Genomic DNA, 16,987 nt, shown 5'->3' with positions numbered 1-16,987 from the left:
ATTTCATGACGTCAGGCCGAAGGCTTGCCGGTACGTCGCGACAGCCGCACGCCGCCTTGTGGGCGGCGTGCCATTTGAGGCGCTGCTCGCGCGTCGCCTTGGGCGGCATGCGATGGGACCGGTGCCACTCCTTGTTCAGGGCCACGGTCCGCTTCTTCCGCGCGCTACATCGCCTTGACGATGTTCTCGGTGACCTTCTTGGCGTCGCCGAGCAGCATCATGGTGTTGTCGCGATAGAACAGCGGATTGTCGATACCGGCATAACCGGAGGCGAGCGAGCGCTTGATGAACATCACCGTGCCGGCCTTCCAGACCTGCAGCACGGGCATGCCGTAGATCGGCGAGGTCTTGTCCTCTTCGGCCGCGGGGTTGGTGACGTCGTTGGCGCCGATCACGAAGGCGATGTCGGCCTGCGCGAATTCGGAGTTGATATCCTCGAGCTCGAACACCTCGTCATAGGGCACGTTGGCCTCCGCCAGCAGCACGTTCATGTGGCCGGGCATACGGCCTGCCACCGGGTGAATGGCGTATTTCACCTCGACGCCTTCCTTCTTCAGGATGTCGCCCATCTCGCGCAGCGCGTGCTGGGCCTGCGCCACCGCCATGCCGTAGCCGGGCACGATGATGACCTTCTGCGCGTTCTTCATGATGAAGGCGGCATCGTCGGCCGAGCCGAGCTTGGCGGGCTTCTGCTCGCCCGTACCGCCGCCGGCCGCGGCGGTCTCGCCGCCAAAACCGCCGAGGATGACCGAGATGAAGGATCGGTTCATCGCATGGCACATGATGTAGGACAGGATCGCGCCCGAGGAGCCGACCAGCGCGCCGGTGATGATCAGCGCGGAATTGCCGAGCGTGAAGCCGATGCCGGCCGCGGCCCAGCCGGAGTAGGAGTTCAACATCGAGATCACGACCGGCATGTCGGCGCCGCCGATCGGGATGATCATGAGCACGCCGAGCGCCAGCGCCAGGATGGTGATCATCCAGAAGTCGAACGCGCTGCCGGTCAGCACGAGGCCGACGATGAAGAACACCAGCGCCGCGGCGAGCGCTATGTTGATGACGTGGCGGAACGGCAGAATGATCGGCGCACCGCTCATCCGCGCGGACAGCTTCAGGAACGCGATCACCGAGCCGGTGAAGGTCAGCGCGCCGATGGCGACGCCGAGCGACATCTCGACCAGGCTCTGCGGATGGATGTTGCCGGGAGTGCCGATGTCGAAGGCCTCGGGCGCATAGAACGCGCCCGCGGCAACGAGCACCGCGGCCATGCCGACCAGCGAGTGGAAGGCCGCGACCAGTTCCGGCATCGAGGTCATCGGCACGCGGCGGGCGATCACCGCGCCGATGCTGCCGCCGATGGCGACTGCGAGGATGACCAGCAGCCAGGCCAGGCCGTCGGCCGGCGGATGGCTTGCCAGCGTGGTGGCGACCGCGATCGCCATGCCGATCATGCCGAACAGATTGCCCTGGCGCGACGAAGCCGGGCTCGACAGCCCGCGCAGCGACAGGATGAACAGCACCCCCGCCACGAGATACAAGAATGCAGAGAGATTGGCGCTCATCTCAGGTCCCCATTAATCCTTCAGCCCGAGGTGGCCGCTCACTTCGACTTCTTCTTGTACATCGCCAGCATGCGCTGGGTGACAAGGAAGCCGCCAAATATGTTTACGCAGGCGAAGATGAGCGCGACGAAGCCGAAGCCGCGGGCCCATCCCGAGCCGCTCGAAACCATGCCGACGCCGACCGCGAGCAGCGCGCCGACCACGATCACCGAGGAGATCGCGTTGGTCACGCTCATCAGGGGCGTATGCAGCGCCGGGGTCACCGACCACACCACGAAATAGCCGACGAAGACGGCGAGGACGAAAATCGACAGCCGGAAGATGAAGGGGTCGACGACCTGTGCAGCATGCTCCATGGCGGGTCTCCTTAAACCTTCGGCTGGAAGTTCGGGTGGATGACGGCGCCGTCTTTCGTGAGCGCGGTGGCCTTGACCAGCTCGTCGTCCCAGTTGACGGCGAGCTTCTTCTCTTTCTTGTCGACCATGGTCTCGATGAAGGAGAACAGGTTGCGCGCGTAGAGGCTGGAGGCCGAGGCCGCAACGCGGCCCGCGACGTTGGTGTAGCCGACGATCTTGATGCCATCGAGGTCGACGACCTCGCCCGGCTTCGCGCCCTCGACATTGCCGCCGCGCTCGACGGCGAGATCGACCAGCACCGAGCCCGGCTTCATCGACTTGACCATCTCGGCACTGACCAGCTTCGGCGCCGGCCGGCCCGGGATCAGCGCGGTGGTGATCACGATGTCCTGCTTCTTGATGTGCTCGGCGGTGAGCGCGGCCTGCTTGGCCTGATATTCCCTCGACATTTCCTTGGCGTAGCCGCCGGCGGTCTGCGCGTTCTTGAACTCCTCGTCCTCGACGGCAAGGAACTTCGCGCCGAGCGATTCGACCTGCTCTTTCGTGGCGGGACGCACGTCGGTCGCGGTCACGACGGCGCCGAGACGGCGCGCGGTCGCGATGGCCTGGAGGCCGGCGACGCCGACGCCCATCACGAACACCTTGGCCGCAGGCACGGTGCCGGCCGCGGTCATCATCATCGGGAAGGCGCGGCCGAAGGCCTCGGCACCCTCGATCACGGCGCGGTAACCGGCAAGGTTTGCCTGCGAGGACAGCACGTCCATCACCTGCGCGCGGGTGATGCGCGGCATCAACTCCATCGCGAAGGCGGAGACGCCGGCATCGGCGATCGTCTTCAGCGCGGCCTCGTTGCCATAGGGATCCATGATGGCGATCACGAGCGCACCGCGCTTGTACTGCGCGAGCTCCGAGGCTTCGGGACGCTTCACCTTGATGATGATGTCGGCATCTTTCAGCGCGTCGGCGCTGACGGTGGCACCCACCGCAGTGAATTCGGAATCCGGCAGGCCCGATTTGAGGCCGGCGCCCGGCTCGACGGCGATCTCGGCGCCCAGCGCCTTGAACTTCTTCACCGTATCAGGCGAAGCGGCGACGCGCGGCTCCGACGGATCGATTTCCTTGGCAACGGCGATCTTCATAGGTCCTCCGGCGGCGCGGGACAGCGCGCGCGCAAACTTGAGCGTTACTCCCGCGGCGTTCGATACCGGTTTTAGCACCGGCTTGGATGCAAATATTCTGGGCAGCTGCTGCCGCTGGCGTGTGCAGCTGCCGATCGATCAGGTCAGGAAGATCGCCATCAGGATCACGATGAGCGCGACCGAGGCCGTGCCGTACTTCACCAGCTTGATGAAGCCCTCGTAGGTCTGCTCGTGGGCAACGTAGTCGTTGCCATCGGCGGTGCTGTACGCCACTTCGCTATGATCAGCCATGGAATGTCCCCAGTCGAAAGTTCAATTCTTAGGCTGGGATACCGCAAAGTTTCGGGCAGGGCAACGGCAGGCAGGCGCGGTTTTCCTGCAAATCAGGTCATTTGGAATTCCAATTGCCGGGAATTCGCACAGGCCGGTCGGCACCCGCTGGGCGGCGGCCCCGGGGTGCGACGAGCCGAAGGCCTATCAGCGCAGGCCGAGCGCGCGGCGGACTGCCCTGATGGGCTCCAGCTTGCTGTCGCTGAAGTTTCGTTTCGCGCAACGTTCTCCAGGAACGTTGACCACGATCGCGTCAGCGCCAGCGCCCTCGGCGAGGAAGCCATGCGTCATATGAAAGCCAAGCGCACGATAGACCTCGAACTGCTCCTCCGAGAAGAACTGGTCACCCGTGGTTTCGTGCGGGAAGGTGTCATTGCGGCGCGCGTAGTCGCGGATGTAGTCGTTTTCGTCTCCGGTCAAGGACGATTTGACGTAGACGAGATAACCGTTTTCCCCCGCGCCGTAGTCGATGGTGCCGACGGCGACGTGCGGCCCGCCCGCCGAGCGCAGGGCTGAGCTCGAGGTTTTGGCTGCATTGCACTTCATCCACTCGAGGGTGGTGTTGCGGATGGGCGTCCAGGGCAGGTCGATGATAATTCCGAGATCGATACGCGCATAGCGCTGCAGCGTCACCAACGACGAAAAATTCATCGGCGCATCAGCCTCAGCGTCAACGGCGATGATCACCTTGCAGCGTCGCCGCAACAACTCGTAGACGCCCAGATTCTCGATGTGCCCGCCGTCAGTCAGATAAACCGCATCAGCATTCTCGTAGAGCCGACCCGAGATTTCGGACCATAGAAACAGAGGGATCGAGTGGTGCTGCGGCTTGTCCTTGGTCGAGACCCAGCGCGGATTCTTCAGCCAGTATCCCAGGCGCACGTTGAGCAAGGCCAACGTCGGGGTCAGCGAGCGGATCGAACCCGACCCCATGTTCGAGGAGGCAGCGGCTCCCGAGATCGCCATCGCGGTTGCCAGATCGAGGTCCGGCACGACCTTCTCGAGCGCTCGTGTATTGGCATAACCGGTCGCCTCGCTGCCGACGTGCAGCGGCGAGAACATGAAGAAGTCGGCATTGCGTCCCCTCCGGTTGGCGAAGTCGGATCCCTGGATGTTCAGGGCGGCGTTGATGATGTGATACGGGGAGGCCAGGCTGCATTTTTTCGATGTCGTGATCGTCATCGCTCCCGCTCGATCCACCCCGTAGACGATCTCATGAAGCAGACCGCTCAGCTTCTCGTCGTCGAGTGGAAGAAAGTCCCTCCCCTGATCGAGGCTCGGCTCGTTCCGCGACGGCTCGCCATCGGCGTAATAGAGCGGGTTGAACAAGAAGGCTTTGCTGAGGCGATCGCGATAGAGCCGGTGTAGCGAATTGGCGTTCGGCCCAAGAACCCACGACAGGCCGAACAGGATCGAACCGGACAGCAAGTAGAATAGCGCCATCCGCAAATTGACGCTGTTGCCAAACTGGTACGTCGACCACTTGAATGCGTCGGGGGACTGCAGTGAGGCAATCGAAAACAGCCATGCGGGGATATGCGTAATCGGTCCCACCGGCTTCGCGACGGCTGGCTTCTTTTCGCCGTTGCTGATCTCGGCGGAGAATTTACGCGCCGCCGAGTCGAATTGAACATTGCCCTTGACGTCGAGACTGGCGGACGGGAGCGCGGGCTGCACACCTACCGGCCCCCATTCCTCGATCATGGGATATTGACGATAGACGGCGTCGAGGGTCTTGTCGTTCGCGATGCCCCAATAGCAGAGATAGAGATATCCGACCCAGATCAGCAGCGGGAGTGCCAGTCCCGCGACAAGCACGGCGGCTTTCGCCACATGGGCGAGCAGGCGTGAGCCCAGGTCCGAGGCGCCGGCGCCCTTCAGCAGGTCGGCGAATTGCTGCCGGAACACCGTAACGGCCGCGGCAACCGGCGCAGTGATGGCCGCGAGCGACTGGACCCATTTGATTGCAACGCCCGCAACGATGGCGCCGGACTGAGCCGTACTGGCTTCCGCAACTTCGAACATCTGAGCGATCATGAAGGGCTGGAATTCGAAGAAGCAGATGGCGGCAAGCAGAACGAGATAGGTCGCGCCGGCAGTCGACGGATAGCCGCGGAATTCACCCCCCTTGGTCGGCGAAACCGATCGCAGCACGGCCCAGCCGAAGAAAAGCACGAGGCCGAGCAGGACGGCCGCAAGCGAAAGGCCGAAGTGATCGACGTTCAGGCAGCTGGCGATCGCGCAGATGAGTCCCATCGCAAACGCAAGACCAGCAAGGTAGCGAAACAGCTCGCGCCGCCCGGCTTTGAAGAGGCGTCCGACCAACAAAAGCAGCAAGGCGGCAACGAGCCCGACGAGAAAATAGGCGGGCATCAATCCCAGGCTGGAGAGCGGACCGAGGCTCTGGCTGTCGTCGACGCTTAGCCCGAAGAAATTTGTCGTATAAAGCGATGAGCGTGCGGCGTTGGACAGGATCGTGATCACAGCAACGAGCAGCACGACGGGCAAAGTCAGGCTCAGATTGGCGACGAGCCCGCGCACGACGATTGCAACGCCGGTGAGCAAGTCGCGTGCGCCGGCCGGAACGAGGTAGTTCGAGTAGTTTCGAATATGGCCGACGGCAGGCGTATCGCTGATCTCGTTGGCGTTCTGGGCTCCGGGTGACGGCCCGCTTCCGAAGACGAAATTTTGCGCGCGTGCCATGCTCGCGGTGAACGAGCAGCCGGTGTACCCGCCGCCCGAGACGGTCGAGAGATAGTCGATGTGCTTGACGAGTCCGTGGTGATTGAGGGCCTGCAAGACGCCGAGGCAGACTGCGGAAGATCGAATTCCACCGCCCGAGAAGGCAAGGCCAACCGTCTCGACGGCCTTTTCGTCGCCGGGATAGGAGACAGGTTCAATGCCTTCGGCGCGCCGCCGGTTGTTGATGGCTGCGAGCTCGCGCTTCACGATCTTCCGGTGCTGACACCCCCACGACTGCTGTTGTTCGACCGCCCTTGGGGGCTCTGTCTTTGGGTCCCGAGCACCGGTCCTGGCCATGTTCGCCTCCCTGGCCGAGCATCCCCACGACGATGAACAACAATCACAGATGTATTTCGAGCCGGAATGCTCCTCCAACGATTAGTCTGCCCCGGCGTGCAAACGTTCAAATGTTCAGGGCAGGTTCCATACAACTTGGCAGGCAGGTCAGCGGGCCGGGCTTGTGCGCTGCGGCACCGAAATGCACCTAGCCCTGTCAGCCCATCGCCTCCAGCTCGTCGATCATCCCGGCGATGACCGACAGGCCGCCGTCCCAGAATTTGGGATCCTTGGCATCGAGCCCGAACGGTCGCAGCAGCTCGGAATAATGCTTGGTGCCGCCGGCCGCGAGCATGTCGAGATAGCGCTCGGCAAAACCCTCGGCCGCGTTCTCGTAGACGGCATAAAGCGAGTTCACGAGGCAATCGCCGAAGGCATAGGCGTAAACGTAGAACGGCGAGTGGATGAAGTGCGGGATGTACATCCAGTAGTTCTCGTAGCCCGCTTTGATCTCGATCGCCGACCCGAGGCTCTCGCCCTGCACCGACAGCCAGATCTCGCCGAGCCGCGTCGCGGTGAGCTCGCCATTCTTGCGTTCGGTGTGGACTGCACGTTCGAAGGAATAGAACGCGATCTGCCGCACCACGGTGTTGATCATGTCCTCGACCTTGCCGGCCAGCAGCGCCTGGCGCTGCTTGGCGCTCTTGGTCTGCGCCAGCAGCCGCCGGAAGGTCAGCATCTCGCCGAACACGCTTGCGGTCTCCGCCAGCGTCAGCGGCGTCGGCGCCATAAGCGCGCCGTTCTTCGCCGCCAACACCTGATGCACGCCATGGCCGAGCTCGTGGGCGAGCGTCATCACGTCGCGCGGCTTGCCCTGATAGTTCATGAGCACATAGGGGTGCGCGGACGGCGTGGTCGGATGCGAGAACGCACCCGGCGCCTTGCCCGGCCGCACCGGCGCGTCGATCCAGCGATCGGTGAAGAAGCGCTCGGCGATGTCGGCCATTTTTGGCGAGAAGCCGCGATAGGCCGTCAGCACCATGCTTCGCGCTTCCGGCCAGCCGATGACGTCGGTCGCGGCAAACGGCAGCGGCGCGTTGCGGTCCCAATAGGCCAGCCGCTTTTTGCCGAACCACTTCGCCTTCAGCGCATAATAGCGATGCGACAATTTTGGATAGGCCGCGCGCACGGAGGCCACCAGCGCATCCACCACCTCGCGCTCGACCCGGTTGTTGAGGTGCCGGGAATCCGCGACGTCCTGGAAGCCGCGCCAGCGGTCGGAGATGTCCTTGTCCTTGGCGAGCGTGTTGGTGATCAGCGCAAAGGTGCGCTCATTGGCCTTGAAGGTTTTTGCCAGCGCCTCGGCCGCGCTCTTGCGCTTTGAGCCATCGCGGTCCTGCAGCAGGTTGAGCGTCGGCTCGATCGCAAGCTCCTTGGACCCGACCTTGAAACGCAGGCCGGAGATGGTCTGGTCGAACAGCCGGTTGAAGGCGGAATAGCCGGTCTGCGCTTTCTCCAGGAAAAGCTGCTCGAGCTTGTCGTCGAGCTGATACGGCTTCTCCTTGCGCAGATCCTCGATCCACGGGCGGTAGTACGCGAGCTCGGGGGCTTGCATCGCGCGGTTCAAAATATCGTCATCGACGCGATTGAGCTCGAGCGCAAAGAACAGAAGATGCGTCGACGCGGCCGTCAATCGCTCCGAGACATCGCCGTAAAACTTTGAAATCGCAGGGTCCACGCTGTCGCCGGCGTGGACAAGCCCGGCATAGGAGCCGAGGCGGCCGGCGAGATCGTCGATCGCCTCATAGCGTCGCACCGCCTCCGCGAGCCATTTTCCGCCATCTTCGTTTGCTGTCCCTGTTGCCAGCTTGCCCTTGTAGTCTGTCTCGAACGCGACGCAGTCGGCATCCATCTTTTCGAGATCGCGCGCCACCTGCGGCGCATCGATCCCGGAATAGAGATCGGTGAGGTTCCACTCCGGAAGCTTACCGGTCTTGCTCGCGGGCTTTGCGAGTGAGGTCTTGGAGGGCTTTGTCTTGGCTGCGGATTTCTTGACGGCAGATGTCTTGACGGCGGATGTCTTGGCGGCAGGCTTGCGGAGAGCGGGCTTCTTGAGGGCAGACTTCTTGAGAGCAGGCTTGTTCAGAGCAGACTTGGAGCGCGAATTCATTGTGTGGGAAACCTGTGTTCAACAATCGCGGCGGCGGGCTGGGGCATCAAGGTTTAAGAGTGCGTTAATCGGCTTCGGCCAGAGTGCCCCGATTCGAGACAGATAGTAGTAGCGTGCGGGGAACACCATGGCTGCCAGTATTTTGATCGCCGACGACGACGCCGTAGCCCGCCGGCTGGTCGAGAACATGGTGCAGAAATGCGGCTATGAAACGGTCGTCGTGGATTCCGGCGACGCCGCGATCGCCGCCCTCACCGCTCCCGATGCTCCGGCCATCGACGGTGTCATCCTCGATCTCGTGATGCCCGGCCTCGACGGCATGGGTGTACTGGCCAAAATGCGCGAAGCGGGCCTCAGCGTCCCCGTCATCGTGCAGACCGCCCATGGCGGCATCGACAACGTGATCTCGGCGATGCGCGCAGGTGCGGCCGATTTCGTGGTCAAGCCGGTGGGCCTCGAGCGACTTCAGGTCTCACTGCGCAATGCTCTCAACGCCTCCGCGCTCAAGGGCGAATTGCAGCGCATCCGTCACAGCCGCGAGGGCCGGCTGACCTTCTCCGACATCATCACGCGCGCCGAGGCGATGGCGGGCGTCATGCGCGCCGCCCAGAAGGCAGCGAACTCCGCGATTCCGGTTCTGATCGAAGGTGAGTCGGGCGTCGGCAAGGAGATGTTCGCGCGCGCCATCCATGGCAGCGGCGAGCGCAAGGCAAAGCCGTTCGTCGCCGTCAATTGCGGTGCGATCCCCGACAACCTCGTCGAATCCATTCTGTTCGGCCACGAAAAGGGTGCTTTCACCGGCGCCACCGAACGGCACATGGGCAAGTTCGTCGAGGCCCATGGCGGGACGCTGTTTCTGGATGAGGTCAGCGAGCTGCCGCTGACTGCGCAGGTCAAGCTGCTTCGCGCGCTCCAGGAAGGCGCCGTCGAGGCGGTCGGCGGCCGCAAGCCCGTCAAGGTCGACGTCCGTATCGTCTCGGCAACCAATCGCCGGCTGCTGGAGCGGGTGAAACAGGGTCACTTCCGCGAGGATCTGTTCTACCGCCTGCACGTGCTGCCGCTGACGATTCCCTCGCTCCGGGCTCGGCGCGAGGACATCCCGCGTCTGCTCCGACATTTCCTGGCGCGCTTTGCCGCCGAGGAGAACCGCCAGATCACCGGCATCAGCGGCGAGGCCATGGCGCATCTCGCCCAGCTCGACTGGCCCGGCAACATCCGCCAGCTCGAGAACGCGGTCTACCGTGCAGTGGTGATGAGCGAGGGCGACCAGCTCGGCCTCAGTGATTTCCCTCTGCTCGCCTCGCAACAGTACTCCGGCGCGGAGATTCCGACGGCCCCGCTGATGCTCGAGCCGGCGGCGACCCCTTCGGTCGTGTCAGGTAACGAAATACCGATCGCGCCGCTCCCGGCCGTTGGAACTCTCGCCATGCTGACCCCGACCGGCGATGTCCGCGCACTCGAGGACATGGAGAACGAGATCATCCGATTCGCGATCTCGCATTATCGCGGCCAGATGTCCGAGGTGGCCCGCCGCCTCAAAATCGGCCGGTCCACGCTCTACCGCAAACTCGACGAGGCCGGGGTTCCCGGACATGGCGGGAAAAGCGGCGAGGAGACGCACTGAGCTTGATGCGAACGGAGGTTCGCGGGGCGATGCAAGACCGGCTGTAAGCCGTTCGCATGACGACAGAATTTGGTTGCGTCTTGAACCGTGACTTGGAAGTGACAGACATAGGGAAAAGCGCGTGGGGCCAGCGCACAATCCGTTGCCAACAGGCTCCCTTGAAGTCAGTTTGGCGTGAATTGTTCCGGTTGGCGCTGGCTGCAAAACCGGGGCCTGTATATCGTCTGCGTAGGAATCGTTGCGTGCAGGCGTGCAACTTTCGAGAGGCCGGCGCGATTTAGCCGAAGCTCAATTGGCGATAACGAAGCTGTTCCATGGGGGACAGTTCACCCGAGGGGTGCGACACAATGCGTGACTGTTTGAACCACCGTGCGGGTTTCGACCGTGTCTTGATGACGGTCGCGGCAACCTTCCTCACGGTGTCGGCCAGCTCAGCTCTGGCGCAGGATCAGGCGCGCAGCAGCGCTGCCGAGCTCGCGATCGAAGCTGCGATCCCGCGCCCCGAGCCGGCCAACGTCCCGCCCCCGACAGCAGCCGACATCAAGCTCGACACCACCGCCACCGTTCAGGACTCCGCCAAGGAGCCGGCAAAGGAGCCTGTGAAGGCTGACGTCGCCCCCACCCCGGACAAGGTCGAGGCCAAGCCTTCCGACGTCGCCACGACACCCGCCACCGAGGCGCCGAAGAGCGAGACCGCCAAAACTGAGCCAGAGAAAACCGAGCCGGCCAAGGCCGACACAGCGACGGCAACGCCGGCTGCGCCCGCGGCACCCGCTGCGGCTCCGGCCGCCGAGCCGGTGAAGGCTGCGAGCAACGTTCCCGCCGCCGACCAGCCAGTCGCCGACAAGCTCAAGGACATTATCGGCGCCAAGACGTCCCGCCATTTCGACCGCAAGAACGAGCGCGCGGCGATCGAGAAGTTTTATGGCGCACGCGACTTCGCGCCGGTTTGGACGCAAGGCGGTAGCCTGACCGCTGCGGCCAAGGGCGTGATCGCGCGGCTGAAGGACGCCGCTTCCGACGGCCTCAATCCCGCTGACTATCCAGTGCCGGATTTCGCCGGCGCCACCACGCCCGATGCGCTGGCCGATGCCGAGCTCAAGCTCACCGCCAGCATGTTCGACTATGCGCGCCATGCCCAGAGCGGCCGCATGCATTGGTCGCAGGTCAGCGCCGACATCCTCTATCCCGAGCACCCGGTCGATCCGAACGAGGTGCTCGCCAAGGTCACGAGCGCAACTGACGCCTCCACCGCGCTCGACAGCTACAACCCGCCGCAAAAGCTCTACAAGGAGCTGAAGGCCAAGCTCGCGGAGCTTCGCGGTCAGGGCAACGGCCCGGTGATCGAGATCGCCGACGGTCCGGCGCTGAAATACACCCCGGCCGGCAAGAAGCAGGCTGAGATCGTCGTGGAAGATCCGCGCGTGCCGCAGCTGCGCGCCAAGCTCGGCCTCGCCGAGAACGCCAGCGACACCCGCTATGACGCCGCGCTCGCCGAAGCCGTGCGCAAATTCCAGAGCGGCGCCGAGATGAAGGCGACCGGCATCCTCGACGACAAGACGGTCAAGGCGCTCAACACCCCGAAGCGCGACAAGCAGATCGACGTGGTGCTGGTCAACATGGAGCGCTGGCGCTGGCTGCCGCGCGACCTCGGCGCGCCATCGCTGGGCGATGCCTATGTGATCCTCAACATTCCCGACTATACGCTGAAGGTGATGCAGCGCGGGCAGCAGGTCTGGACCACCCGCGTCGTCACCGGCAAGCCGGGCACGCATGCGACCCCGCTGCTGACCGAGACGATGAAGTACATTACGGTCAATCCGACCTGGAACGTGCCGCCGTCGATCGTCTACAACGAGTACCTGCCGGCGCTTCAGCAGGACCCGACCGTGCTCCAGCGCATGGGCCTCAAGCTCGAGCAGAACCGCGACGGCTCGGTGCATATCTCGCAGCCGCCCGGTGAAGCCAACGCGCTCGGCCGCATCCGCTTCAACTTCCCGAACAAGTTCCTGGTCTATCAGCATGACACGCCGGACAAGAACCTGTTCGCCAGGGAAGATCGCGCCTTCAGCCATGGCTGCATGCGCGTGCAGAACCCCGATCAGTACGCCTCGGTGCTGCTCAACATCACCATGCCGAACGAGAAATACACGCCCGAGCGCGTGCGCAGCATGTATGGCAAGAGCGAGATCGACCTGAAATTCCCGACGCCGATCCCGGTCAACATCACCTATCAGACCGCGTTCGTGGACGATGCCGGCAAACTGCAATTCCGCAAGGACGTCTATGGCCGCGACGCGACCATGATCAACATCCTGAAGAACAATCGCGGCAAGGATCTCGAGGCCGTCGTGGCCCATTCGCAGCCGAGCTATTCGCGCCCGGCAACGACCCTGCCCTCAGGCGTGGCGGTGGCCAACAATGGCGGCGGCTTCGGCTCGTCCGGCCCGAACTTCTTCGAGCGGCTGTTCGGAGGCGGGGCCCCGACCCCGCCGCCGGCTCCGGTCGGCCGCCGGTCCCAGCGGGTGTTCACGCGTTAAGCCTCTCGCGGCCCCTGTTTTCCGAGTTCTGCAACGATATCAACGGCCCCGTCCCATGGATGGGGCCGTTTAACGTTAACCATTGTCGACCTGGATCCGGGCAGCGGGCGTTTTTTTGCCACACTCAACCGGTTAGGATCGTATTCTGACTTGGTTTGGGGGCGGGAAGGTCAACCTCGAATTAACCTTCTCGCTTTAAGAAAGCGTTCATCCTCTTCGCGCTGCTAACGGGGTTGGCGGGAGAGTCCATTTGAACGCTCGTCGACTGGGTGGGCTCATACGTGCTGACTGGTCTCGCACGCCAATTCGTTGTGCTGTCGTTGTCCCATGCGGGAGTGAAGGCCGGTTCGCGGATCGGCCTCGCTGCCGTATTGCTGCTTGCGGGCGCAGGCTCGGTTCATAATGCCGCCGCGCTGAACGAGACCAAGACCCTCTCCTTCCACCACACCCATTCCGGCGAAGACCTCACCGTCACCTTCAAGCGCGACGGCCGCTACGATGAAGCGGCGCTGAAACAGCTCAACCATTTCCTGCGCGACTGGCGCACCCAGGACGAGACGGTCATGGACCGTCACTTGTTCGACATCCTCTGGGAAGTCTACCGCGACGTCGACGCGAAGCAGCCGATCCAGATCATCTCCTCCTACCGCTCCCCCGCCACCAACGCCATGCTCCGCCGCCGCTCCTCCGGGGTGGCGCGCTTCAGCCAGCACATGCTGGGACATGCGATGGACTTCTACATTCCAAGCGTGCCACTGGAGCAGATCCGCTTCGCCGGCTTGCGCCTGCAGCGCGGCGGCGTCGGCTTCTATCCGACCTCCGGCTCGCCCTTCGTGCATCTGGACACCGGCAGCATCCGGCACTGGCCGCGCATGACGCATGACCAGCTCGCCCGCGTCTTCCCGGACGGCAAGACGGTCCATCTGCCGACCGACGGCGTGCCGCTGAAGGGTTATGAGTTCGCCAAGGCCGAGATCGAGCGACGCGGCAGCGGCGACGATGCCGGCAGCAAACCAAACTTCTTTGCCGCGCTATTCAAGGGCAAGTCTGCAGCTCCGGCCGCCAGCGACGAGGACGACGAGGGCGCGCCCGCCCCGGCCGCGAAGCCGGCGGTACCGACCGTCGCCGCAGCAGCCAAGCCCGCCGAACTGGTGCCGACGCCCCGCGCCAAGCCGCAGATCGCCGCTGCGATCCAGCTCGCCTCAGCCGATGCGCAGCTGGTTGCGCCGCCCAAGCCGAAGCCCGCGCCGGTGGCAGACAAGCCCGCGGCGGGCAAATCGGTTGACGGCAAGCCGGAGACCCCGGCCGACATCATCAATGCCCGCGGCTTCTGGGATGACATCCCGGCCGCGCCGCAGCAGGCGACGCCGGCCCAAGTGGCCGCATTGAAGGCCCGCCAGGCCCTTGCCGCCGCCACCGATCCGCAGGCCACCGCGAGCGTGTCCAACTCGGCTCTTCAGGCGCTGGCCTTCGCGCCGGCCGCCTCGCCGGTTGACCGCGCCAATGTCGTCGCCGCCTCCGCGCCGATCCCCCGTTCTGCCCGCCCCGCATCGCGCAGCCTCGCTCAGGCGACCGAGATCAACTCGGTGGTCGGCAAGAGCACCGACGGCATGATCGCCACCGCGACCCGCCTCTCCGCCGCCAAGGGCGAGAGCGTCTGGCTCAAGATCGTGATGCTGTCGCCGAGCGCCAGCCGTGCGATGTCGGTCACGCTGATGGGCGAGCTCGATACGGCGGCGCTGCGCGGCTATTTCGTCAAGCCGAAAGCCGTGATCGCGATGGGTTTTGTCGACGACCCGATGCAGGGCCTGTCCTGTGACAGTTTCTCGGGCAGCGCCACCGCAAAACTCCAGACGACGTCGTTCGTCGTGCGGACTGCCGCGCTGCGCTGAGCGCTTGGACCCGGCAAAGCTCCCCTGCCTGTTGTTTCCTCCACGCATCGATCATGCCGGCAGACCAGCCTTGACGAGCCCGGCTTCGTGACGCTCGCGATCGATCGCGCGCTTGTAATGCAAGGTTGCAAGGTACGCGGCCACAGAGAATCCAGGTTCGCGCTTGGGAACCTCAGCGGCGTGAGCACCAGCCGCGACGGCATTGTTCATTTGCGCGAATATGGCTGCCAGGAACGCGTGATGAGTGTGATCGGGTCGCGTGATCCTTGAAAACGCCTCGGCAGCCTCGGCGTATCTTTCCGCGCAATAATACGCACGACCAAGATGGCTCCAGAACCGCTCGGGATGATGAGGATTGAGGCGCATCGCTTTCCTGATCCAGTCGATGCCCTCCTCCGGTAGGCCAAGCCAGGTCAGGAGCTCTCCCTGCTGCACGACGATAAGGTCATAGTTCGGGTTGAGAGCTAGCGCACGCTCCTGATGATAGGTGGCTTTTTCATAGTCGTGGCGCGTCAGATTGAGCGCGGCAAGGATCCGGTGCACATCCGCATCATTGTCGTCGAGTGCCAGCGCGATCTCGAGTTCGGAAGCCACCTGCTCAAAGGTTGCGTCACGGTCGGCACACCAGCCATAGATCCAGCACTGGCCGAGCACACATGCCTTCCAGGCGTGAGCGTGGGCGTAGTTCGGATCCATCGCGAGTGCCCGTTGGAGCAGGATCTGCGCCTGAGCATTGTCCTCGCGGGTCGAACGATGATGCAGCAGCTTTGCAGCCAGCACGCATTCGTAGGCCCGCATGTTCTCGGTCGGCTTGCGCTTGGTGCGGTCATGTGCTGCCGCTTCCACGCGGCCTGGCAACGTCGCGACGATTGCGCGGGTCATCTCATCCTGGATCGCGAAGATATCCTGGAGCTCGCGATCGTAACGTTCGGCCCAGATATGGCGATCAGTTTCGGCATCGATCAATTGCACGGTGACGCGAACGCGCCCCCCGGCTTTCCGCACGCTACCCTCGATGACGTAGTCGACGCCGAACTCCCGGCCGATGTCCTGGACCTTTACGGCCTTGCCCTTGTAGACGAAGGTTGAGTTTCGGGAGATCACGAGCAAGTCGTGGAAGCGCGAAAGCTCGGTGATGATGTCTTCCGTGAGACCGTCCGCGAAGAATTCCTGTTCCGGATCGCCGCTCATGTTGGCGAACGGCAACACTGCGATGGATGGCTTCTTCGAGCCAACGGTCGGCGCAACAGCCGTTGTCGCTTGGGGCAGGCTTGCAAGCCCCTCCGACAGCCGGACGCGGAAGACACGGATCGGGCGAGCGATGTTCTTGACAGTCTGCTCGCCGAGATCGTCGAATTGGACTCCGTCCAATCGTTCGCCCAGCTGGTCGCGCACCGCGCCTGAAACGCAGATTCCTCCAGGCTCGGCGAGCGCCTCCAGCCGCGCCGCGACGTTCACCCCGTCACCAAAAATGTCATCCTGATCGACGATGACGTCGCCAAGATTGATCCCAATACGGAATTGTATCCATCGCGCTGGCGGGACGTCGGCATTGCGCCGCGCCATACGGCGCTGAACCTCGGTGGCACATAGCACGGCGTCGACGACGCTGTGAAACTCGGCGAGCATGCCATCGCCGGTCGTCTTGATGATGACGCCGCGATTCTTACCAATGGCGGGATCGATCAGCTCGACCCGATGGGTCTTGAGGCGCGCAAGGGTACCCGCCTCGTCGACCTCCATAAGTCGGCTAAAGCCGACCATATCGGCAGCGAGGACCGCGGCGAGCCTTCGCTCTGGTCCCGGCACATCCATCGCTCGGTCCCTTCACCGAGCAGTCTAGCAGATGAAAAGATCTCGCCCAAGTCCAATGCGATGCAACGCCACCCGGGCGGGACGCCTCAGATCATCCCCAGCGCCTGCATGTAGGTCTCGAGAATCGTCTCGGCCTCGGCGCGCTCGTTCGGGTCCTGCTTGCGCAGGCGCACGATGGTGCGCAGCGCCTTGACATCGTAGCCGTTGCCCTTGCTCTCGGCATAGACGTCGCGGATGTCGTCGGAGATCGCCTTCTTCTCTTCCTCCAGCCGCTCAATGCGCTCGATGATGGATTTGAGCTGGTCCTTGGCAAATTTCGTCGCGGGCTCGTCGTCGCGGACGGCGGCGGAGGTGGCCATCTAGGTACTCCCAATGAAACTGGCAAAACGAGGTGACGCCGGCATCCTCACCGCGCGTGCTGGCTAGAACCCTTAGGGTTGGTGCCGATTGCGTTCAAGGCACCATCGTGCTCGTCCACAGCGCGCCCACACCTTCCTGCGGCAGAGCGAAGAAAGCTGTTGTGTGATGCGACTCAAGGCTT

At 63.6% G+C, this 16,987-nt stretch carries 11 protein-coding genes; 3 read left to right on the top strand and 8 right to left on the bottom strand.

Translation table 11 applies throughout. The features are described 5' to 3' along the window. Window positions 1–164: 164 nt before the first annotated feature. From UNPA324_RS32070 to UNPA324_RS32045, 6 genes are all read right to left on the bottom strand, one after another. Window positions 165–1,562, bottom strand: coding sequence for an NAD(P)(+) transhydrogenase (Re/Si-specific) subunit beta (locus tag UNPA324_RS32070; RefSeq protein ID WP_128918223.1), 1,398 nt, complete (start codon window positions 1,560–1,562; stop codon window positions 165–167). A 38-nt stretch (window positions 1,563–1,600) separates the two neighbouring features. Continuing rightward, window positions 1,601–1,918, bottom strand: a complete 318-nt coding sequence (locus UNPA324_RS32065; protein WP_024337650.1) for a proton-translocating transhydrogenase family protein — start codon at window positions 1,916–1,918, stop codon at window positions 1,601–1,603. Window positions 1,919–1,929: 11 nt separating this feature from the next. Then, window positions 1,930–3,057 carry a Re/Si-specific NAD(P)(+) transhydrogenase subunit alpha gene (locus UNPA324_RS32060; RefSeq protein WP_141937990.1) on the bottom strand — a complete coding sequence of 376 codons (1,128 nt, stop codon included), beginning with the start codon at window positions 3,055–3,057 and terminating at the stop codon, window positions 1,930–1,932. A gap of 138 nt (window positions 3,058–3,195) precedes the next feature. Beyond that, window positions 3,196–3,348 (bottom strand): aa3-type cytochrome c oxidase subunit IV, encoded by a 153-nt coding sequence (locus UNPA324_RS32055; RefSeq protein ID WP_018317799.1) that lies wholly within the window; start codon window positions 3,346–3,348, stop codon window positions 3,196–3,198. A 186-nt stretch (window positions 3,349–3,534) separates the two neighbouring features. Next, window positions 3,535–6,426 carry a patatin-like phospholipase domain-containing protein gene (locus tag UNPA324_RS32050; RefSeq protein ID WP_141937988.1) on the bottom strand — a complete coding sequence of 964 codons (2,892 nt, stop codon included), beginning with the start codon at window positions 6,424–6,426 and terminating at the stop codon, window positions 3,535–3,537. 196 nt (window positions 6,427–6,622) lie between these two features. After that, window positions 6,623–8,575: a M3 family oligoendopeptidase gene (locus tag UNPA324_RS32045; protein ID WP_128918226.1), complete on the bottom strand. Its 1,953-nt coding sequence runs from the start codon at window positions 8,573–8,575 to the stop codon at window positions 6,623–6,625. A 127-nt stretch (window positions 8,576–8,702) separates the two neighbouring features. On the opposite strand from UNPA324_RS32045, the gene UNPA324_RS32040 reads away from it, so the two are divergent. From UNPA324_RS32040 to UNPA324_RS32030, 3 genes are all read left to right on the top strand, one after another. Next, window positions 8,703–10,199, top strand: coding sequence for a sigma-54-dependent transcriptional regulator (locus UNPA324_RS32040; protein ID WP_141937987.1), 1,497 nt, complete (start codon window positions 8,703–8,705; stop codon window positions 10,197–10,199). A gap of 347 nt (window positions 10,200–10,546) precedes the next feature. After that, window positions 10,547–12,739: a L,D-transpeptidase family protein gene (locus tag UNPA324_RS32035; RefSeq protein WP_128918228.1), complete on the top strand. Its 2,193-nt coding sequence runs from the start codon at window positions 10,547–10,549 to the stop codon at window positions 12,737–12,739. Between the two features lie 281 nt (window positions 12,740–13,020). After that, window positions 13,021–14,631 carry a peptidoglycan L,D-endopeptidase MepK gene (locus UNPA324_RS32030; RefSeq protein ID WP_246667266.1) on the top strand — a complete coding sequence of 537 codons (1,611 nt, stop codon included), beginning with the start codon at window positions 13,021–13,023 and terminating at the stop codon, window positions 14,629–14,631. Window positions 14,632–14,682: 51 nt separating this feature from the next. Here UNPA324_RS32030 and UNPA324_RS32025 read toward each other — a convergent pair whose 3' ends face one another. Both UNPA324_RS32025 and UNPA324_RS32020 read right to left on the bottom strand, forming a co-directional pair. Next, on the bottom strand, window positions 14,683–16,446 hold the full coding sequence (locus UNPA324_RS32025) for an adenylate/guanylate cyclase domain-containing protein (RefSeq protein ID WP_141937983.1): 1,764 nt from the start codon (window positions 16,444–16,446) through the stop codon (window positions 14,683–14,685). 86 nt (window positions 16,447–16,532) lie between these two features. After that, entirely contained in the window at window positions 16,533–16,805 is a 273-nt protein-coding gene (locus UNPA324_RS32020) for a DUF2312 domain-containing protein (protein ID WP_008546273.1), read from the bottom strand. Between the last annotated feature and the right edge of the window lie 182 nt (window positions 16,806–16,987).

It is taken from the genome of Bradyrhizobium sp. UNPA324, from assembly GCF_006658635.1.
GTDB lineage: Bacteria > Pseudomonadota > Alphaproteobacteria > Rhizobiales > Xanthobacteraceae > Bradyrhizobium > Bradyrhizobium nanningense.
This window is presented reverse-complemented; position numbering and strand designations above follow the sequence as displayed.

What these genes read in the sequence shown, in the direction of transcription:
- UNPA324_RS32040 (WP_141937987.1), top strand. Translation starts at nt 8,703, where the DNA reads ATGGCTGCCAGTATTTTGATCGCCGACGACGACGCCGTAGCCCGCCGG.
- UNPA324_RS32055 (WP_018317799.1), bottom strand. Translation starts at nt 3,348, where the DNA reads ATGGCTGATCATAGCGAAGTGGCGTACAGCACCGCCGATGGCAACGAC.
- UNPA324_RS32060 (WP_141937990.1), bottom strand. Translation starts at nt 3,057, where the DNA reads ATGAAGATCGCCGTTGCCAAGGAAATCGATCCGTCGGAGCCGCGCGTC.
- UNPA324_RS32050 (WP_141937988.1), bottom strand. Translation starts at nt 6,426, where the DNA reads ATGGCCAGGACCGGTGCTCGGGACCCAAAGACAGAGCCCCCAAGGGCG.
- UNPA324_RS32065 (WP_024337650.1), bottom strand. Translation starts at nt 1,918, where the DNA reads ATGGAGCATGCTGCACAGGTCGTCGACCCCTTCATCTTCCGGCTGTCG.
- UNPA324_RS32045 (WP_128918226.1), bottom strand. Translation starts at nt 8,575, where the DNA reads ATGAATTCGCGCTCCAAGTCTGCTCTGAACAAGCCTGCTCTCAAGAAG.
- UNPA324_RS32020 (WP_008546273.1), bottom strand. Translation starts at nt 16,805, where the DNA reads ATGGCCACCTCCGCCGCCGTCCGCGACGACGAGCCCGCGACGAAATTT.
- UNPA324_RS32035 (WP_128918228.1), top strand. Translation starts at nt 10,547, where the DNA reads ATGCGTGACTGTTTGAACCACCGTGCGGGTTTCGACCGTGTCTTGATG.
- UNPA324_RS32025 (WP_141937983.1), bottom strand. Translation starts at nt 16,446, where the DNA reads ATGGATGTGCCGGGACCAGAGCGAAGGCTCGCCGCGGTCCTCGCTGCC.
- UNPA324_RS32070 (WP_128918223.1), bottom strand. Translation starts at nt 1,562, where the DNA reads ATGAGCGCCAATCTCTCTGCATTCTTGTATCTCGTGGCGGGGGTGCTG.